This window comes from Polaribacter sp. BM10, from assembly GCF_002005425.1.
Taxonomy (GTDB): domain Bacteria; phylum Bacteroidota; class Bacteroidia; order Flavobacteriales; family Flavobacteriaceae; genus Polaribacter; species Polaribacter marinaquae.
Genome location: NZ_CP019704.1, coordinates 893451 through 912601 on the forward strand (window position 1 = coordinate 893451; position 19151 = coordinate 912601).

The 19151-nt window shown below is 27.3% G+C and carries 19 protein-coding genes and 1 other RNA gene; 5 read left to right on the forward strand and 15 right to left on the reverse strand.

Annotation, left to right across the window (positions count from 1 at the left end; translation table 11 throughout):
* Positions 1-11 precede the first annotated feature (11 nt).
* From BXQ17_RS03885 to BXQ17_RS03915, 7 genes are read right to left on the reverse strand one after another with little or no spacing between them, the layout of a single operon-like run.
* Positions 12-737 carry a class I SAM-dependent methyltransferase gene (locus BXQ17_RS03885; RefSeq protein ID WP_149025864.1) on the reverse strand — a complete coding sequence of 242 codons (726 nt, stop codon included), beginning with the start codon at positions 735-737 and terminating at the stop codon, positions 12-14.
* Positions 724-1668 carry an NAD-dependent epimerase/dehydratase family protein gene (locus BXQ17_RS03890; RefSeq protein WP_187661426.1) on the reverse strand — a complete coding sequence of 315 codons (945 nt, stop codon included), beginning with the start codon at positions 1666-1668 and terminating at the stop codon, positions 724-726. The genes BXQ17_RS03885 and BXQ17_RS03890 overlap by 14 nt, the downstream gene beginning before the upstream one ends.
* Complete coding sequence (locus BXQ17_RS03895; RefSeq protein ID WP_077809380.1) at positions 1665-2528, reverse strand: glycosyltransferase; 864 nt, start codon at positions 2526-2528, stop codon at positions 1665-1667. Before BXQ17_RS03895 ends, BXQ17_RS03890 begins: the two co-directional genes overlap by 4 nt.
* A 3-nt stretch (positions 2529-2531) precedes the next feature.
* The gene (locus BXQ17_RS03900; RefSeq protein ID WP_149025865.1) at positions 2532-3446 is read right to left on the reverse strand and encodes a glycosyltransferase family A protein; all 915 of its coding nucleotides are present in this window, start codon (positions 3444-3446) and stop codon (positions 2532-2534) included.
* A gap of 36 nt (positions 3447-3482) precedes the next feature.
* A complete protein-coding gene (locus tag BXQ17_RS03905) occupies positions 3483-4559 on the reverse strand; it encodes a glycosyltransferase (protein WP_077809382.1) in 1077 nt (358 codons plus the stop codon).
* Positions 4559-5827 carry an ABC transporter ATP-binding protein gene (locus tag BXQ17_RS03910; RefSeq protein WP_077809383.1) on the reverse strand — a complete coding sequence of 423 codons (1269 nt, stop codon included), beginning with the start codon at positions 5825-5827 and terminating at the stop codon, positions 4559-4561. Before BXQ17_RS03910 ends, BXQ17_RS03905 begins: the two co-directional genes overlap by 1 nt.
* A gap of 2 nt (positions 5828-5829) precedes the next feature.
* Complete coding sequence (locus BXQ17_RS03915) at positions 5830-6702, reverse strand: ABC transporter permease (RefSeq protein WP_077809384.1); 873 nt, start codon at positions 6700-6702, stop codon at positions 5830-5832.
* Between the two features lie 122 nt (positions 6703-6824).
* On the opposite strand from BXQ17_RS03915, the gene BXQ17_RS03920 reads away from it, so the two are divergent.
* Positions 6825-7298 carry a GNAT family N-acetyltransferase gene (locus BXQ17_RS03920; protein ID WP_077809385.1) on the forward strand — a complete coding sequence of 158 codons (474 nt, stop codon included), beginning with the start codon at positions 6825-6827 and terminating at the stop codon, positions 7296-7298.
* Here BXQ17_RS03920 and aroQ read toward each other — a convergent pair.
* The 3 genes from aroQ to BXQ17_RS03935 form a co-directional block, all read right to left on the reverse strand.
* Entirely contained in the window at positions 7293-7706 is a 414-nt protein-coding gene (gene aroQ / locus BXQ17_RS03925) for a type II 3-dehydroquinate dehydratase (RefSeq protein ID WP_077809386.1), read from the reverse strand. The genes BXQ17_RS03920 and aroQ overlap by 6 nt on opposite strands.
* A gap of 79 nt (positions 7707-7785) precedes the next feature.
* On the reverse strand, positions 7786-8286 hold the full coding sequence (locus tag BXQ17_RS03930) for an outer membrane beta-barrel protein (RefSeq protein WP_077809387.1): 501 nt from the start codon (positions 8284-8286) through the stop codon (positions 7786-7788).
* A 104-nt stretch (positions 8287-8390) separates the two neighbouring features.
* Positions 8391-9299, reverse strand: a complete 909-nt coding sequence (locus BXQ17_RS03935) for a hypothetical protein (RefSeq protein WP_077809388.1) — start codon at positions 9297-9299, stop codon at positions 8391-8393.
* A gap of 48 nt (positions 9300-9347) precedes the next feature.
* Here BXQ17_RS03935 and BXQ17_RS03940 point away from each other — a divergent pair, with 48 nt between their 5' ends.
* Both BXQ17_RS03940 and xerD read left to right on the forward strand, forming a co-directional pair.
* Entirely contained in the window at positions 9348-9719 is a 372-nt protein-coding gene (locus BXQ17_RS03940; RefSeq protein ID WP_077809389.1) for a TM2 domain-containing protein, read from the forward strand.
* 71 nt (positions 9720-9790) lie between these two features.
* Positions 9791-10687, forward strand: coding sequence for a site-specific tyrosine recombinase XerD (gene xerD, locus BXQ17_RS03945; RefSeq protein ID WP_077809390.1), 897 nt, complete (start codon positions 9791-9793; stop codon positions 10685-10687).
* A gap of 49 nt (positions 10688-10736) precedes the next feature.
* On the opposite strand, the gene rny is transcribed toward xerD, so the two are convergent.
* The 4 genes from rny to BXQ17_RS03965 form a co-directional block, all read right to left on the reverse strand.
* Positions 10737-12302: a ribonuclease Y gene (gene rny / locus BXQ17_RS03950; protein WP_077809391.1), complete on the reverse strand. Its 1566-nt coding sequence runs from the start codon at positions 12300-12302 to the stop codon at positions 10737-10739.
* Positions 12303-12350: 48 nt separating this feature from the next.
* Positions 12351-12477, reverse strand: a non-coding RNA gene (gene ssrS, locus BXQ17_RS03955) — 6S RNA.
* A gap of 54 nt (positions 12478-12531) precedes the next feature.
* Positions 12532-12822 (reverse strand): cell division protein ZapA, encoded by a 291-nt coding sequence (locus BXQ17_RS03960; RefSeq protein WP_077809392.1) that lies wholly within the window; start codon positions 12820-12822, stop codon positions 12532-12534.
* Between the two features lie 13 nt (positions 12823-12835).
* On the reverse strand, positions 12836-13126 hold the full coding sequence (locus BXQ17_RS03965; protein ID WP_077809393.1) for a hypothetical protein: 291 nt from the start codon (positions 13124-13126) through the stop codon (positions 12836-12838).
* Between the two features lie 147 nt (positions 13127-13273).
* On the opposite strand from BXQ17_RS03965, the gene BXQ17_RS03970 reads away from it, so the two are divergent.
* Both BXQ17_RS03970 and BXQ17_RS03975 read left to right on the forward strand, forming a co-directional pair.
* Entirely contained in the window at positions 13274-14974 is a 1701-nt protein-coding gene (locus tag BXQ17_RS03970; RefSeq protein WP_077809394.1) for a M23 family metallopeptidase, read from the forward strand.
* Positions 14975-14981: 7 nt separating this feature from the next.
* Positions 14982-17435, forward strand: coding sequence for a TonB-dependent receptor (locus BXQ17_RS03975; RefSeq protein WP_077809395.1), 2454 nt, complete (start codon positions 14982-14984; stop codon positions 17433-17435).
* Here the strand turns inward: BXQ17_RS03975 and BXQ17_RS03980 are convergent.
* Positions 17432-19141 carry a toxin-antitoxin system YwqK family antitoxin gene (locus BXQ17_RS03980; protein ID WP_077809396.1) on the reverse strand — a complete coding sequence of 570 codons (1710 nt, stop codon included), beginning with the start codon at positions 19139-19141 and terminating at the stop codon, positions 17432-17434. The two genes, BXQ17_RS03975 and BXQ17_RS03980, sit on opposite strands and share 4 nt — an antisense overlap.
* Positions 19142-19151: the final 10 nt, after the last annotated feature.

A 19151-nucleotide genomic window follows, 5' to 3' on the forward strand; every position in this document is an offset into this window, starting at 1 on the left:
GACCGTAATTTTTAGTGACTTAATGGATTTGTAGAAAAATTATCGCCTTTGGTAATAGTACCATAAACTTTCTGGTATCTTAGATTTCCTTTCAAATATATATTCCATTCTAATAAAATTTCTTTTTCGTAAGGCCTTTTTGTATCATCTAAAAATATACAGTAAGATTTAGATAACATTTCGTTAATCACAGGAATAGCCGTATATCTTACATAGTTAGACGTATCTGTACTAGGACCGTCTACTATTACTAAATCAATCTTTTTTGTTAATGTGTTTATGTTTTTATTAACTTCATTTAAATCATACCAATATTCATTATTATATTTTTTATAGGTAACTTTATTATGTTTTGATAATTCGCTATGGACTAAATTAACAGATTCTGAACAATTATATTTTTCTAATTCTTTTGATATTATTTTTAACCATCCTTCATTATTATCAAAACTTAAAATTTTGGTTTCTAAATTATTTATTTTTATAAACCTAGAAATAATGATTGTTGATATTCCTGAACCAAACTCTAAAATTTGTTTTCTGTCATTAAACAAAATATCATTTAATATATGTAAAATGGTAAATGGATTTAAAGAAAAAGGTGTAAATGGTAAATAACTATATTCTGGAAATAATTTTAAAATAAATTGTAAGGCGTACGCATCATCATTACTTCTATGAATTTTATCAATTTCCTTAATGGTTTTTTTTAACTTTCTTAATTTATTTGATAACATTTGTATTGTTTTTCTTAAAATCAATTAATTTAAGAATCCCTTCCTCTACAGAAACTAAGTCTCTTTGTAAAATTTCTTTCATCTTTTTAATATCAGGACATCTCCTGTTCATATCTCCTTCTTTTAAGGCCGGTGCATGAACTATTTTTGATTTTGATTTTGTTAATTTAACAACTAACTCAGCTAACTTTTTTACCGTTAACTCTATATCATTTCCAATATTAATAACGTCATTTTTTACTAAAGAGTTTTCATGTATTTTAATAATAGTGTCTATATTATCATCAATATAACAAAAAGTTCTTGTCTGTAAACCATCTCCATAAAGGGTTATATTTTCATTTCTTAAAGCTAAGTCAATAAATTTTGGAACTACAAAATCATCACTTTGGTTTGGACCATAGGTATTAAAAAACCTAAAAATTGAATAATGTAAATTAAATTCTTGATGATAAGATTTTAAATAAGATTCTCCTAAATTTTTAACTATGGCATAAGGTAATTTTGAATTTAAAGGTGTTGTTTTTTCATTCTGAGGTATTTCAAAAGGTTCACCATAAACCTCTGAAGAAGAAGAAAAATAGACTCTGCTTACATTCGTGTTTTTACATAATTTTAAAATATTGTCAAATCCTTTAATGTCTTCTAATACCCAAAGTGGGTTATTTAATGTTCTTTGTACACCTACTACTGCAGCAAAATGGAAAACATAATTAAAATTATACCTAAAAAAAACTCCAGAAATATCATTGTAATCATTAACATTTCCTTTAATAAAAATTACATTTTCGTTATCTGGAACTTTGTTAAGATCTCCTGTTAATAAATTATCAAAAACAATTATTTTGTTATTCTTATTCTCCGAAAGTTTTGCTACCAGAGAACTTCCAACGTTTCCTGCTCCTCCTGTAACCAAAATATGTGTCATCATTTTATATTTTTTAAGGTATGAATTGGTGAAAAATACTTTTCAAAAAAGCCTAATTTTATATCATTATTAGATTTTTTTAAATTCTTAATTTTTGAAAGCAATAATTTTCTAGCAATTTTATTCAAAATAATTGGATTTTTTATACCCATTTTAATAAAATTGTTAAAAATTTTTTCCTCAAGTCCTTTATATTTTTCTACTTGAGACGATAAACTTTTACTTTCTGAATACACTCTATATTGAGTTAAAACTTTGTCAATATACAACACTTTGTGTTTAAAAAACATTCTTTGGTAAAAATCTGTATCTTCTCCTACTTCTATATCTTCATCAAAAAAAAGAGTTCCTTTAAAAACTTCTTTTCTAATAAGTGGTGTAGAGGCTTTTACCAGCCAAACTCCTAGTGCATTCCAAAAAACATATCCAGATCTTTTATGTATTTTTTCTTTTGAAGCTCCATAGAATATACCTTTTCTAGTATTACACTCATCTATCACTTCTACAGGACCATGAACACAATCAATATCATTATGGTTATTAAGCGCCTCTATTTGGATTTTTAATTTTTCTTTCATCCATATATCATCATCATCTAAAAAAGCAATAAAGCTTCCTTTTGCTTTTTTTACTCCATAATTCCTTGCAGATGATACTCCTCCATTTTTTTTATAATAGTAAAAACATTTTTTATATTTTTCACAAACGGATTTAGCATATTTATCAGAAGACCCATCGTCTATAACTAAAACTTCTAAGTTTTTGTATGTTTGATTTAATACACTTAGTATTGTTTTTTCTAAATATTGCTTTCTATTGTATGTTGGTATAATTACCGACACTAATAAGTTATTTTTAGCCATTATTTAAATTTTGTTTATCAAAAACCTTAGTAGATGTTTGTAATATAAAAAAGCCAAAAATCTACTATCATTTAGCTGGTATAAAAACTTTATTTTATACCACTGCTTTTTGTTATTCCATACATAATACTTAATGTAATGCTGTAGAAATTCCTTTTTTTTATCTTCAAAATTAAAAAAATTTAAAAAAGAGATTTTTTCTAAATAAATCATTTTTAAATTTTTAATGTTATTTTTTACTGTAGTAGAATCGTCATGTCTTCTAAAATAATTTAAAGGCTCATTTACAAATACAAAACTGCTATCTTTTATTAAATAAGTCCATAAAAACATATCTGACGATTGTTTATAGCTAAATAATTTATTTGGGATACTTTCAGAAGGGTTCTTAAACACAACTGCACTACCGTTTGTTATGTATGGATTAAAAAGAACGGTATCCATAAAAAAATTATTATCAAATACTTTTGATGTTTTTTTATTTACCTCTAAATCTTGCGTTCTTTTTTCAGAGGTATACATTATTTTTTTGTATTTATTAACATAAACAGAAGTACAGAAAGCTAAAACTGCTTTAGAATTATTTTCTAAGGCATTAACTAATTTATCTAAAAAATAACAGTCAGAATAATCATCTGTTTCAGCAATCCATATATATTTTCCTTTTGCTAATTCTATTCCTTTTTGCCAAGATTTATATCCGCTACCAGAATTATTTTTATTAATAATGAAATCTGATATTTTATCTGAATTTTCTTCCTTAAACTTTTTAAGTACCTCTATACTTCCATCTGTGGATGCATCATCTATTATAATTAACTCCCAATACTTATATGTTTGATTTTTGATAGAATCTAATCTATCTAACAAATATCGTTTATGATTATAACTGGGTAAAATAATAGAAACCTTATGCATATTTAATTTAAAACTAATAAGATAGTTATATTTCAACTATTTATTAAAATTATTTTTTTCAAAAATTGTAGTCCAAACAGATGTTATATCATTTTCCTCAACTTCAATAGCATATTCTTTTAAGATAAATTCAGATGCTTTTTTTCCTTGTTCTAAATGTTTTAATTTATTTTTATCATAGTTAAGTAGTAACTGCTCTAATTTTTGTGCATACATTAAAACATTTCTATCTGGTATTGGATAACTAAACTCTTCTTTAAAAAATTCATCTCCTCCCTTCCCAGGATAACCGATAACCAAACAACCACAAGCCATAGCTTCAGCAGGTGGCATACCAAAACCTTCGTTAATACTAAAATTCAAAAAAATAGCACTTTCTTTAAGTACATCAACAACCTGATTCTCTGTCATGTTATCTATTTCTACTAATTCCCAACCTTCTAAAACGCCTCTAAATTTTAATATATTAATTATTTGTAACAAATCAACTCTTAACCTTCGAGGCATATAAGCTATTTGTCTCTTTTTATTTTTCTGATAACAGAAATTATTACGATCGATACCATAGTGTACTCTATATAAATCTTTTTTGGGAAATGAATAATTTATATATTTTTTTCCATTTTCTGAGTTCACTATTATCGCTATTAAATCTATATTTAAATAAGGTGTTTCTTTATTATTTAAATCTAAATTATGTCCAAAAAAAGTCTGATAACATCCTTGATTATAGATTACTTTCTTTATACCTGGTAATAGTTTAGCCACCTTATTACCATAAACCTCAGGAAAAACCAAAATATCTGACTCTGTTATTTCTATATTTTGATTATTTATTTTTTTTATTTTATAAGTTACTATTTTCTTTATAAATTTTCTAATCTTTTGTACCCCTTTTGGTTTCCCAAACCTTAGAAGCTCTATATCCTTAAAAATCTTAGAATTATATAATATAGGGGTAGAGTTATAAAACCATGTACATTTAAAAGAACGGTTTTGATGCAAGATAAAAGCTTTAAAACCGTTTTTATTTAAAACATCTACTTGTCTATATATTTGTTTAATACCTCCCGTAGGTTTATTAATATCCGGGCAAATAAATAGTATTCTCATTACTTAAAACTTACATTAAAATCTAATAAAATTCTAGCTTCTTCAATAGGAATCACTTTTCCGTTAGTATAGTAATCACCTTCAGTAACATCAAAATATGTATAGTTTTGTAACCAATCTGTTCTAGTATTATTATAATACATGTCTGTACTTATATAATATCTTCCTACATTTAACTGCAAGTTTTCTAATTTAAATAAAATTGAATTAGGTTTTTCAAGATTTTCTACTTTATGTAACCAATTGCTCAGCCATCCTATTCTTTGTCCATATTGATCATCTATTTTTACATCTAAACGAAGATCTTTAGTTTCAATACTATTTTTACTATTTTCTAGATAAAACTCTAAATGAAAAGGTTTTGCAGTTTGAGGTGATACGTTTTGGTTTTCTCCATATATTTCAGTTTTTACTATTTTAACTAAACCATTCCCTTTTCTAATATCATAATTTTCTTTAAAAGAATTAGCTTTCCCTCCTTTTAAATACTCATTAATAGCATCCTCTACTTTACCTTCAAAATCAATTACTCCGTTATATATAACAAAAGCTCTCGTACACAAGCTCTTAACTGCTGCCATATTATGACTCACAAACAAAACAGTTCTACCTCCTTCTTTAGAAATATCTTGCATTTTACCAATGGCTTTTTTTTGAAACTCTGCATCACCAACTGCTAAAACTTCATCAACAATTAAAATATCGGGTTCTAAATGTGCTGCAACAGCAAATGCCAAACGCACTTTCATTCCGCTAGAATAACGTTTGACAGGCGTATCAACATAACGTTCACAGCCAGAAAATGCTATAATTTCATCTAATTTAGAAGCTATTTCTTTTTTTGTCATTCCAAGAATAGCGCCATTCAAAAATATATTTTCTTTTCCTGTCATTTCTGGATGAAAACCAGTACCAACTTCTAACAAAGAAGCAATTCTACCATTTGATTTTATTGAACCTGTGGTTGGACCAGTTACTTTAGAAAGTATTTTTAATAATGTAGATTTTCCCGCTCCGTTTTTCCCAATAATCCCAAGAACTTCTCCTTTTTTTACTTCAAAATTGATGTCTTTTAACGCCCAAACGTATTCTGATTCTCCTTTAGAAGATCTGTCATTAGATTCACCAATTTTTAAATACGGGTCTTCTTTTCCTCGAATTTTAGCTAGAAAACGATTTAAGTCATGGCTTATTGTTCCAGTACCTAAAGTTCCTAAACGATATTGTTTAGATAAATTTTCAACTTTTAAAATAACTTCCTTACTCATATTTAAATAGTATCTATAAAAGTTTTTTCTGTTTTATTAAAAATCAATAATCCTAAAAAGAAAATTATAATTGTAAATATTGATGTATAAACAATTCCGAAAGAAGAAAAATCACCATCATTTAAAAGTATAAATCTACCAAATTCTATTAAATGTGCTATTGGATTTATATCTACAACCCAAGAATAATCAATTCCTTTTTCAGCATTTATCAACTTTTCTCTCATTAAATCTAAAGGATACATCACTGCAGATAAATACATTAGCAACTGAACACCAAAAGATACTAAAAAAGTTAAATCTCTATATTTGGTTACCATAGATGAAATAATCATCCCTAAGCCTAAACCAATCATCCCCATTGCAATAATCAATAAAGGAAAAAATAATATATATATATTTGGAAGTATGTCATATCCTAAAATAACATAATAAAGATAGAAACAAACAAATATAAATATTTGAATACCAAATTTTAACAGATTAGAAATCACTATTGACATCGGCATTATAACTCTCGGAAAGTATACCTTACCGAAAATGGCTTCATTTTTTTTAAAAGTATCAGAAGTAGCTGTTAAGCATTCTTTAAAATAATTCCAAGTAGTTACACCCGCTAAATTGAATAAAAAAGGTGGAATTTCTCCCGTTGAAATACCAGCGATATTATTAAATACCAACGTAAATATTACAGAGGTAAATAATGGTTGAATTAGATACCAAAGTGGACCTAAAATTGTCTGCTTATATAACGTAACAACATCTCTTTTTACAAACAAAAGAAGTAAATCTCGATATTGCCATACTTCTTTTAAGTTTAAATCTAATAAATTGTTTTTTGGCGTTATTTCAAAAAGCCATTTATCTTTTTGCATTGTTTAATTTATAGGGCTAATACAAATATAATTTTTTTAAATAGATTAACCGTTGTCTTTCGTTGAAAGGTATTATTTTTACGTTCAAAATTTTCTTATTTAGCTTAAATCATAAAAATTCTATGTCTCATAAAATTTTACCGTTTGAAATTATTTCTTTTGAAGATAGGTATTCTAAAGTTTTTTATAATCTTAATGTTAACTGGTTAGAAAAATTCTTTTATGTTGAGCCTTATGACGAAAAAGTTTTAAGTAATCCTAAAAAATATATTATTGATAATGGTGGTTTCATTTTTTTTATAAAATTAGATTCTAAGATTATAGGTACAGCAGCTTTTATCAATCAAAAATCTTATTTTGAATTAAGTAAAATGGCAGTTTTAGAAGAATATCAAGGGCTACAGTTTGGTAAAAGATTGATAAATCATTGCATATTATTCGCTAAAGAGAAAAAATGGGAAAATATCATTCTTTACAGTCACAGAAAACTAGAAACGGCAATAAACTTATATAAAAAGGTTGGATTTGTTGAAATTCCTTTAGAAAAGGATGTTCACTACGAAAGAGCAAACATCAAAATGAAACTTGATTTATAAAAAACTTTGTATTGCTAAATCGTATCCTTTTAAACCAAAACCAAATAAAACTCCGTTAGCATTTGGTGAAATAAAACTGTGCTGTCTAAATTTTTCTCTTGCATGAATGTTAGAGATATGAACTTCTATTACCGGAGTTTGAATACCTTTTATTGCATCACCCAAACCAACAGAAGTATGCGTGTAAGCAGCGGCATTTAAAATAATACCGTCATAACTAAAGCCAACCTCATGTAATTTATTAATAAGTTCTCCTTCAACATTACTTTGAAAATAAAACAATTCTATATTATCAAATTTTAATTGTAATTCTCTAAAATAATCTTCAAATGATTTAGAACCATAAATTTCTGGTTCACGTTTTCCTAAGAGATTTAAATTTGGTCCGTTAATTATAATTATTTTCATATTTCAAAAATACATTTTTTTTACAAAAAAAACGGAGGCATTTGCCTCCGTTTTGGTGTATTATTATAAATAATCTAACTTAGATTCCGAACATTACCCCTAAACTTACGTTAGAAAATGTTAGATTATCATTGCTAATACCCGAATATGATAAATTTAATTGTGTTGTATCTCCAATTTTGTAACCAACAATTGGTCTGTAGTAAAAACCACCATCGTTTCCTTCATCTAATCCTAAAGCGTAACCTATGTTAGCTCCTAAAACAAATTTTTCTGAAACGTTAAATCTTGCTGCACCAGAAATTGGTAAGAAAGAAGAATCTGATACATCAAATGTACCTCCAATAGTTTCTACTTCTTCTCCAAAAAAGTGTGAATATTGTACAGATGGTCCTAATGTGAAACCTTCAGCTACCGGAAACATATAATTTAACTCTGCCCCTAAAGTAAAACTATTTAAATCACTTACATCTCCTGTTGGTAAACCAACATTAAAACCTCCATTTAAAACACCTTCTTGTGCATTTACTTTACCTAAACCTACTATTGCTAAAAATGCAATAAATAATACTTTCTTCATAATTAAAAATTTTAGTTTAAATTCTCTTACAAAAGTATCTTGGTTCTGCACGTAAAATTTGCTCAAAAAGGAATTAAATTAACTCAAATGAATTAATTTGAAAGCTACTTTTTAACATTCAATTTCACAATATTAATAAAAGCTTCTTTACCTTCCTCTAAATCAGCAACAACCTCATACTCTCTTCTAAAATCGTATAAAATTAACTTTGCAGTATTAGTTTTTAATTTACCAGAGTTTACTGTAATAATTTTAATTAAGTTATTGGTATCTTCTAAATTTAAGGTGATTGATTTCTTCTTTTTTGTTACAGTATAGTTTTCTAAAACTGGTTTATTATTTTTAAGTATCGTAATTACATCACCATCTTCTTTACCATAATCCCAAATTTCCATTTTAAGTTTACTTGTATAAACAAATACAGATACTTTTTCTCCTGATCTAATTTTTGTTTCGCTAAACTTTTTTAGATAATTTTCCGGCTCTAATTCGGCAATAACTACACTGTCAATTTTCTTAACTTTATTAATCTTCTTTACTTTCTTATATACTTTTTTTATTTTTTTCTCAACAAACTTAGTACTAACTAATTTTAATTTTCCAGTTGCACAAGTATCTCTATCATCATAAATACCTATAAAATTACCTTCTAAGAGCTTTTTTTTAGTTTCTCCTTTAAATTTCCCTTTAAAGCTTACAAAACAAAATTCTTCTGGTAAAAACTCAGATTTTGTATATAAAATATCACTTTCTTTAAACTGAATATTTTTAGATTCCACATCATAATAACCTCTTATGTATGATTTGGTTTCGTTTTCTCCTGATAAATCTGTGTAAGAATATCCTTCTATAAATCCATTTTCTCTAGCATTAAAAACTATTTTATAAGAAATCAATTGATTAGATTCTAACGCTAATGCACCTAACAACTCGTAATCAAACTCTTTTTTATCTTGAGAAAACAGATTAAAAATGGTTAATAAACTAACTAAAATTATAATATTTTTATTCATAGAAATCTGCTATATTTGACACAAATAACTTAAAAAAAACCAAACTTTATGAAAAAATCATTAACTATTTACACATTATTATTTGCTTTCTTTGCTTTTTCTTTTAATGCACATGCATCTTTCCCTGTAAAAAAAACTAAGGAAATTGTAGAAGTGATTAAAGACAATAAAGTAGAAAAGAAAGAAGTAACAACTTATGCAGCGGCTGCTAATTCTGGTAAAAGCCAAGTAACAGCTTTATTATTATCTCTTTTTTTAGGAGGATTAGGTGTAGATAGGTTCTATCTAGGATACACTTTATTGGGAGTTTTAAAATTAATCACTTTAGGAGGTTTTGGAATTTGGTATATTATTGATTTAATTTTAATAATTACAGGCGATTTACAACCTAAAAACGGAAGTTATTCTAAAACTATTTAAGAATAGGGTTTTTATAAATTTTTAAAACCATCCATTATTTGGATGGTTTTTTTATTTACTAAATTTACGTCATGAATTGGCAACACGCAATTAAAGATTATCAAATGTATTTAAAAATAGAAAGAGGTCTTTCTAAAAATACAATAGTAAGCTACACAAAAGACTTAGAAAAATTGTATTCCTTTATTACAGAAAATAATATTATGAACACTCCTGTTACAATTGACGCTGAGACAATAAAATTATTTATTTATGATGTTGCTAAAAAGGTAAATCCAAGAAGTCAAGCTAGAATAATTTCTGGTTTAAGAAGTTTTTTTGATTATTTAATATTTGAAGATTACAGAACAACAAATCCGACAGATTTACTGGAAACACCAAAAATAGGAAGAAAATTACCTGATACTTTATCGCAAGAAGAAATCGACTTATTGATATCTGCAATCGATTTAAGTCATCCGCAAGGTGAAAGAAATAGAATAATTTTAGAAACAATTTATAGCTGCGGATTACGTGTAAGTGAAGCAATAACACTAAAAATTTCAGATTTATTTTTTGAAGAAGGATTTATACGAGTATTAGGTAAAGGAAATAAAGAAAGATTTGTTCCAATTCACCAAGAAGCTCAAAAATACATTTCAATTTATATAAATCAAATTAGAGTGCATATAAAACCTCAAAAGGAACATGAGGATACTTTATTTTTAAATCGAAGAGGAAAAGCTTTAACTAGACAAATGATTTTTATGATACTAAAAAAGTTAGCATCAGATATTGGTTTACATAAAAAAATTAGTCCGCACACTTTAAGACATTCTTTTGCAACACATTTATTACAAAATGGTGCAGATTTAAGAGCTATACAACAAATGTTAGGACATGAAAGTATAACAACCACAGAAATATACGTTCATTTAGACAGATCATACTTAAAAGAAGTTGTAGAAACATATCATCCTAGAAAATAAAAAATCCCGCTTTTGGCGGGATTTAATTTATAATATAAATTAAAGTAAATTATTTAGCTACGTTAACAGCTCTAGTTTCTCTAATTACAGTAACTTTAACTTGACCAGGATATGTCATGTCGTTTTGTATTTTTTGAGAAATACTGAATGACAATTCAGAGGCTTTTGTATCATTAACTTTTGTACTTTCTACCATAACACGCAATTCTCTACCTGCCTGAATTGCATATGCTTTTTGAACACCAGTAAAACCAAAAGCGATATCTTCTAAATCTTTTAATCTTTGAATGTAAGAATCTAAAACTTGTCTTCTAGCTCCTGGTCTTGCACCAGAAATAGCATCACAAACCTGTACGATAGGAGAAATTAAACTTTTCATTTCAATTTCATCGTGGTGTGCTCCAATAGCATTACAAACATCTGGCTTTTCACCATACTTTTCTGCCCATTGCATACCTAATAATGCGTGTGGTAATTCACTTTCTGCATCTGGTACTTTACCAATATCGTGTAGTAAACCAGCACGTTTTGCAACTTTAGGATTTAAGCCCATTTCTGCTGCCATAATTCCACATAAATTAGCAACTTCTCTAGAATGTTGTAATAAATTCTGACCGTAAGAAGATCTATATTTCATTCTACCAACAGCTTTGATTAATTCTGGGTGTAAGCCGTGAATTCCTAAATCTATAACAGTTCTTTTACCAACCTCTATGATTTCTTGTGTAATTTGCTTTTCGGTTTTACTTACAACTTCTTCAATTCTAGCTGGGTGAATTCTACCGTCTGTAACTAATTTATGTAAAGATAAACGGGCAATTTCTCTTCTAATAGGATCAAAACAAGATAAAATAATTGCATCTGGCGTATCATCAACAATAATTTCTACACCAGTAGCAGACTCAATAGCTCTAATATTTCGACCTTCTCTACCAATAATTCTTCCTTTTACATCATCAGATTCTAGGTTAAAAACAGAAACACAGTTTTCTACAGCTTGCTCTACTCCTACTCTTTGTATTGTACCTAAAACAACTTTTCTAGCCTCTTGTTCTGCTGTTAATTTAGCTTCTTCTATAGAGGTTTGAATAAATGCCATTGCTTCTGTTTTAGCCTCATCTTTTAAAGAAGAAACCAATTCTTTTTTAGCTTCGTCTGCAGATAAACCAGAAATTTGCTCTAACATATCTACGTGACGCTTGTGCATCTTTTCTAACTCATTTTCTTTTTTCTCTAAGAAATCTAATTTATGGTTAAAGTCTTTTTCTTTCTGTTCTAAAGAACGATTTAACTTAACGTTTTTATCAACTTCTGATGCTACTTTAGATTCTCTATCTCTAATTCTTTTCTCTACATCAGATATTTTCTTTTCTCTTCCTAAAATTACTTTTTCATGTTCAGACTTAAGTTCTATAAACTTTTCTTTAGCCTGTAAAATTTTATCTTTTTTTATTGATTCTGCATCAATTTTAGCTTCTTTAATAATTGCTGAAGCTTCTTTTCTTGTAGAATTTAAAAGCTTTTTCCCTTTTGATTTTTCAATTGATTTTGCAATAAAAAAACCTACTGCAATTCCAATAATTCCCACAATAATGGGAAGTAACATTCCATCCATAATTTAATTTTAATATATAAAAAAAGCCTACGCTAGTTTGGTTTTTATAAACTCCATTATTACAGGTTTAGGACTAACCAGCTGATCAAGGATCCACCTAAAATACTAAATAAATAGTAATAGTGGCATGCTTTAGCAACCGAGACTTATCCTTTATAATAGATACTTGTTGAGTTTATCAAACAATTTACTAACGTAGGCAGTGTGTTGTTAATGTATTTTAAAGAACTTATTTTAAATGAGTATCAACCAAATTGGTTAATTCTCTTAATTTATTTATTGTTTCAGTATTTTCAGAACCTTTTTCTAATGTAGATATTTCTAATTTAGAAGCAAATTGTAAAGCACACATAGCTAAAACATCTTGTTTATCGCTTACTGCATAATTTTGCTCGTACATAGAAATTAACTTATTAATTGCTGTAGCTGCTTTTCGCATACCTTCTTCTTCTTTAGTATTATTAACACTTAAAGGGTAAGTTCTACCAGCTATAACTATATTAATTTTTAATTTATCCACAATTTAAAGAACTTTATTCTTGTAACTGAATAATACATTTATCGATTTCTCTAATTAATGTATTTATTTTGAGTTTTGTATCTCTTGTATTTGTATTACTGCCGTCTATAGTTTTTGCTATTTTTAATAAATCAAATTCTTGTTTTTGATTTTTTATAATTTGCTCTTGTTCTAAAATTTTTTGCTGATATTTTGTAGCACTTTGAAGCAATATTTCATTTTCTTTTTTTAAAAATTCATAATTAGAAAGTAAGTTTTTTAACTTATCTTCCAGTAAATGAATTGCTTCTAAGGTATTACTCATAAAATTTTTAGAATAAAACTATACACACAAAGTTAACGTTCTGTTTTAAATATTACAACATTTAATTGATATTTTAATAAATTATTGGCTACTAGCTAATTAGTGAAATGATGTTTTTTACTATTTTTACACAAAAAAACACATTTTTTGAAACAGAAATTATTTATACTCTTATTACTACCGCTTTTTAGTTTAGCTCAAGATAAATATCCAAAAGATTATTTTAGAAATCCTTTAAATATACCAATTGTTTTATCTGGTACTTTTGGCGAATTAAGAAGCAACCATTTTCATTCTGGTTTAGATATTAAAACGCAAGGTAAAGAAGGTTTAAAAGTTGTTGCCGTTGCAGATGGATATGTTTCTAGAATTAAAGTGCAACAATATGGCTATGGTAAAGCTATTTATGTTACACATCCTAATGGTTATACATCGGTTTATGGTCATTTAAGTAAATTTAATCCAGAAATCGAAGCATACGTTAAGTCTATACAATACAAGAAAGAAAATTATGAAACAGGTAACTTATTCCCTAAAAAGAACAAATTTGTTTTAAAAAAGGGCGAATTACTTGCCTTTTCTGGTGATACTGGCGGATCTGGTGGCCCACATTTACACTTCGAAATTAGAAATACAAAATCAGAAAACGTTATAAACCCTTTATTTTTTGGTTTACAAGTAGACGATACCAAATCACCTACAATTCAATCTTTACAAGTTTATCCTCTAAATGAAGAGTCAAGAATTAATCAGCAAAATAATAGTTTTAAAATCGCTGTAAAAAATATTGGTAATGGTAAATATACAGCAAATAGAATCTTTGCAAGTGGGCGTATTGGTTTTGGTATCAATGTTTTTGATAGACTAAATAAGGCTTTAAATAAAAACGGAATTTATAGCTTAGAAATGTTAGTTAATGGTAAAAGACATTATTATCACGATGTAGAAACTTTTTCTTTTTCTGAAAGCAAATATTTAAATTTATTAATAGATTACGCGTATTATAAAAAGTATAGGAGTCGAATTCAGAAAACATTTAAAGTAAAAAACAATAAATTATCAATTTATCAAGATCTTGTTGATAAAGGCGAAATAGACATCGAAAATGGTTTAAATTACACAGTAAAAATAATAGCTAAAGATTTTAAAGGAAATACAAGCGCTGTTACAATTCCGGTAATTGGTAAAAAAAGTAATGCTATTTTCAAAAAACAAAAAGACACTACCATTTATAAAATTACTGCAGATAAATTTCATAAATTTACAAACAAAAATGTAACTATTGCTTTCCCTAAAAACAGCTTTTATGATGATATTTATTTAGATTTTAAGGTGGAAAACAACATTGCAAAAATACACGACAAAACAGTACCTTTAGATAAAAGTTTTACCTTAACTTTTGATGTTTCTAAATACACAAAAGCACAAAAAGAAAAGTTATATATTGCTAATGTTGAAAATCAAAAATATCCTAGGTACACAAATACAAGAAAAAAAGACAGTACTTTTTATACAACAACAAAAACTTTAGGTAAGTACTCTTTAGTTTCTGACAATCAAAAACCTAAGGTTAATATTTTGTATTTTAAAAATAATCAATGGATATCGAAATTCAATACTTTAAAAGTCAAAATTTCTGATGTTGGTTCTGGTATTAAAAACTGGCACGCAACTATAGATGGTAAATGGGTTTTAATGCAATTTAATCATAAAAGAAGAATTCTAACATATAATTTTGATGACAATAAATTGATAGGAAGCAAGCATAATTTTAGAATTATAGTGTCTGACAATGTAGGTAATACTACAGAGCGTTCTGCAACGTTTTTTAAGAAACAAACAAATTAATTTATTCGTGAAAAGAAATTTACTATTTATCATATTATTTTTACCACTTTCTGTTTTTTCTCAGAAAACAACAATATTAAAAGGTACCATAAAAGACACTAATAAAACTGTTATAGAAAACGTATCTGTAGAATATGGATCAAAGGGAACCATTACTGATAAAAATGGTAATTACTCAATTAGAATACCGTATAAGAAAGAAATTACTTTAAAATTTAGTCATATTAGTTATAAAACTATTTTTCATAAAATTACGGCAAAAAGTAGAAATGCAGTTCGCTACTCTCCTACTTTAATTCTTAAAACAGAATCGTTACAAGAAGTGGTTGTAAAAGACAATAAAAAAGCCGCTAGCGGAATCACTAAAATTGACGTAAACAAAGCAAAAAATATTATTGGTGCTAATGCAGGTGTAGAAAATATTTTAATGACTTTACCTGGCGTAAATAATAACAATGAGTTAAGTACACAATATAATGTTAGAGGTGGTAATTTTGATGAAAACCTTGTTTATGTTAACGGAATTGAAGTTTATAGACCTTTTTTAGTAAGATCTGGTCAGCAGGAAGGGCTTAGTTTTATAAACTCTAATATGGTTCAGAATATAGATTTTTCTGCAGGAGGTTTTCAAGCAAAATATGGTGACAAGCTATCTTCTGTTCTAGATATTACATACAAAAAACCAACGGAAACTGTAACTACTATAAATGCAAGTCTATTAGGTGGTAGCTTAACTTTCGAAAGTCCGTTTTTAGATGATAATTTAACTTTAATAACAAGTTTAAGGTATAGAGATAATAGCTTGTTTGTAAACAGTAAACAAATTGAAACAAACTTTAGACCAAAATTTACAGATTTACAATCTTATATCACGTATAAAGTAAACAATAAAGTTAGTATAAACTATCTGAGTAACTTTTCTTTAAACAATTACAATTATCAACCAATATCTAGAAGAACAAGATTCGGTACTGTTGCAAATCCTTTAGAATTAATTGTTTTTTATGAAGGAAAAGAAGAAAACAACTATTTAACGCTTTTTAATGCTTTGTCTGCAGATGTTTCTGTAAATAAAAATTTATCTTTTACAGGTACAATTTCTTCATACAACACACAAGAAGAAGAGTATTACGATATTGCGGCCTCCTACAATTTAGGAGAAGTTGATGCTAATATTGGCTCTGAAAATTTTGGTGAAGTAGATTTTTCTCAAGGAATTGGATCACAATTAAATCATGCTAGAAATGATTTAGATGCTTTGATTAATAATGTTCAACTAAGAGGAACTTATAAAAAAGACCGACAACAATTAAATTTTGGTATTAAATATCAACATGAAGATGTTAGAGAAAGAATAAGAGAATGGGAAGTTATTGATTCTTTAGGATTCTCTGTAAGACCACCAAATCATATTTCAAATAATCAACCTTATGAATCTTTTGAAGGTCCAATTACACCATTTCAAAATATTAGAAAAGATAATAATGTATCTATAAATAGAGTTTCGGGTTTTGTTCAATTTAATGAGCGTTTATTTATGGGCGACAGTGAATTTTGGTATAATGTTGGAATAAGAGCACACAATTGGAGTGTTAAATCTGGTTCTAAAACTTCTAAAAGTCAAACAACCATAAGTCCTCGAATTCAAGCTTCAATAAAACCTAATTGGCATAACGATATGCTTTTTAGATTTGCTGCTGGTTGGTATTCTCAACCACCTTCGTATCGAGAATTAAAAGATTTTAATGGTACTATAAATGAGAATGTAAAAGCTCAAAAATCTATACATTTAGTAGCAGGTATGGATTATAGTTTTGATTTATGGGGAAGACCTTTTAAGCTTACATCAGAATTATATTACAAAAATTTAAATGATATTAACGCATATTCTGTTGATAATGTTAGAATTCGTTACAGAGCAGATAATTTAACAACAGGTTTTGCTCACGGAATAGATTTAAGATTAAATGGTGAATTTGTACCTGGAAGTGAAAGTTGGGTGAGTTTAGGTTTTTTAAAAACGGAAGAAAACATAGAAAATAGAGGTGATATTTCTAGACCAACAGACCAAAGATTAAAATTTGCTGTTTTATTTCAAGACTATGTGCCTAATCTGCCAAATTTAAAGGCTTATTTAAACCTAGTTTATAACACAGGTGTTCCTGGTGGCGCGCCAGCTTATGCAGATGTATATCAATTTCAAGAACGACTTCGTGATTACAAAAGAGCAGATTTAGGAATTTCTTATGTTTTTACAGATGCAAACAAACAATTCAAAACTGGCTGGTTATCTAATTTTAAAGAACTAACAGCTGGTTTAGAATTATTTAATATGTTTGATATACAGAATTCTATAACCAACACTTGGGTTAGAGATGTATATTCTAAAAATCAATTTGGGATTCCTAATTTTATGACTGGAAGAGTTCTTAATTTTAAAATAAGAATTAAAATTAATTAATTTAAGGTTAATTCAAACTTACCTTTTTTACTTAAAAATAAAGAGGGTTTTATATTGACTACTTTCATTTTGTAAGATTTTCCTTTGTATTGTCTAGACTCATCTCCCCTCCAAAACATTTTATCATTGAAAGAGCTTGCGTAATAAAGAAACTTAGAATCTAATAAATACCTTAACAATTTCTTTTCCCCTGGCTTATAGTGGAACCAACCGATTGTTTCCCATTGGTCTTTAGTATTCTTATATCTTAAAAGTAATTGAATTTTTTGATTTGTATTATTATGAACAACAAGTTTTACTGCATGAATTTCTTTTGTTAAAGACCCTTTATCGTAAATAAACTTAGATTTTATTTCACCACTATTAAAATAATCGTACCAAGTTCCTGTTTTTTTATCATTTAAATAACTTCCTTTTTCATCTAGAAAATATTTTCCTGATAAGGTTTCATAATATATTTTGCATTCCCCGTTCCTTAAACCATTTATAAATTTAGTTTGTTTTTTAAGTTTACCACTTTTGTAATATATTTTAAATGTACCATTTTCTTTACCAGAGGTATAATAACCAGACTCTTTAATTAATCCATCTGAATAATATTCTTTGTATGAACCAGTAATTTTGCCATTTAAATAGTTTACACTTTTCTTTAATTTACCATTATAATGATATTCCTTTTGATAACCAGTTTTTTTACCATTTACGTAATTAGTAATTTCTTCTAATGCACCGTTTTTGAAGAATATTTTCTGTACACCATTTAACTCATCATTTTTATAATTTTTTAAAACTTCAGGTTTTCCATTTTCAAAATAATAAGAATACTCTCCATTGTAACCGTGCTCATTATATTCTATTTTAGACTTTAGTTTACCATTTTTATGGTATGTATACTCTACAGTTTGTCCGCTTATTTCACCACCTTTATAAATCCCCTTGAATAATAATTTATCTTTTTCTAAATATTTAAAAGCAGCTCCGTCCTTATCACCATTAATATAATTGATCTTTGCTCTAAGAGAACCGTCCTCAAAAAACTCTAGATATTCACCATTATACTTTCCTTTTGTATAATTTATAATAAAATTTGGCGACCCGTCTCTGTAATAATTAAAATATAAGCCTTCTTCATTATTATCGACAAATGTTACTATGGTTTTTAATTGATGGTTGTCAAAATAACTCTTCCACTCTCCTGCTCTTTCTCCTTTAGAATATTTTCCTTCTTCCTTTATTTCACCATTTTCAAAAAAACTTTTAAACAGCCCATCAAAATTCTCATCAACTAAATTACTTGTAGCATATATTTTACCTGACTTGTAAACAGCTTTAAATTTATTTGGTTCAATTTCCTTTCCGTTGTCTGCATATTTTTTTTCAATATAATAATCTAAAAAAATACTATTTCCTTGTAACCAGGTTCCTACTTTGTTTCCGTTTACATAATTTCCCTTGAAATAAATATCTCCTTTTGGTACATATCCTTCCCAATAACCATTTTCTTTTCCTTCTTTAAAAGGACCTTTTGCTAGAATTTCACCTGTTTTGTGATAATAAACCCATTCACCTTCTTTTTTACCATCAATCATTTTACCTTCACCAAATAACTTACCGTCTTTGTAATTTATTTTTTTAACTTGAGAATTAGTAGTTAAAGTAAAAACGATAAAGAATAAGTAAATTATTTTTTTGTAAAATATTGGCATAAACGTATAA

Coding starts and splice junctions, on each gene's coding strand:
- BXQ17_RS03935 (WP_077809388.1), bottom strand. CDS start 9,299: ATGAATAAAAATATTATAATTTTAGTTAGTTTATTAACCATTTTTAAT.
- BXQ17_RS03915 (WP_077809384.1), bottom strand. CDS start 6,702: ATGCAAAAAGATAAATGGCTTTTTGAAATAACGCCAAAAAACAATTTA.
- BXQ17_RS03885 (WP_149025864.1), bottom strand. CDS start 737: ATGTTATCAAATAAATTAAGAAAGTTAAAAAAAACCATTAAGGAAATT.
- BXQ17_RS03920 (WP_077809385.1), top strand. CDS start 6,825: ATGTCTCATAAAATTTTACCGTTTGAAATTATTTCTTTTGAAGATAGG.
- BXQ17_RS03900 (WP_149025865.1), bottom strand. CDS start 3,446: ATGCATAAGGTTTCTATTATTTTACCCAGTTATAATCATAAACGATAT.
- BXQ17_RS03940 (WP_077809389.1), top strand. CDS start 9,348: ATGAAAAAATCATTAACTATTTACACATTATTATTTGCTTTCTTTGCT.
- BXQ17_RS03980 (WP_077809396.1), bottom strand. CDS start 19,141: ATGCCAATATTTTACAAAAAAATAATTTACTTATTCTTTATCGTTTTT.
- BXQ17_RS03890 (WP_187661426.1), bottom strand. CDS start 1,668: ATGATGACACATATTTTGGTTACAGGAGGAGCAGGAAACGTTGGAAGT.
- rny (WP_077809391.1), bottom strand. CDS start 12,302: ATGGATGGAATGTTACTTCCCATTATTGTGGGAATTATTGGAATTGCA.
- xerD (WP_077809390.1), top strand. CDS start 9,791: ATGAATTGGCAACACGCAATTAAAGATTATCAAATGTATTTAAAAATA.
- BXQ17_RS03910 (WP_077809383.1), bottom strand. CDS start 5,827: ATGAGTAAGGAAGTTATTTTAAAAGTTGAAAATTTATCTAAACAATAT.
- BXQ17_RS03930 (WP_077809387.1), bottom strand. CDS start 8,286: ATGAAGAAAGTATTATTTATTGCATTTTTAGCAATAGTAGGTTTAGGT.
- BXQ17_RS03965 (WP_077809393.1), bottom strand. CDS start 13,126: ATGAGTAATACCTTAGAAGCAATTCATTTACTGGAAGATAAGTTAAAA.
- BXQ17_RS03905 (WP_077809382.1), bottom strand. CDS start 4,559: ATGAGAATACTATTTATTTGCCCGGATATTAATAAACCTACGGGAGGT.
- aroQ (WP_077809386.1), bottom strand. CDS start 7,706: ATGAAAATAATTATAATTAACGGACCAAATTTAAATCTCTTAGGAAAA.
- BXQ17_RS03895 (WP_077809380.1), bottom strand. CDS start 2,528: ATGGCTAAAAATAACTTATTAGTGTCGGTAATTATACCAACATACAAT.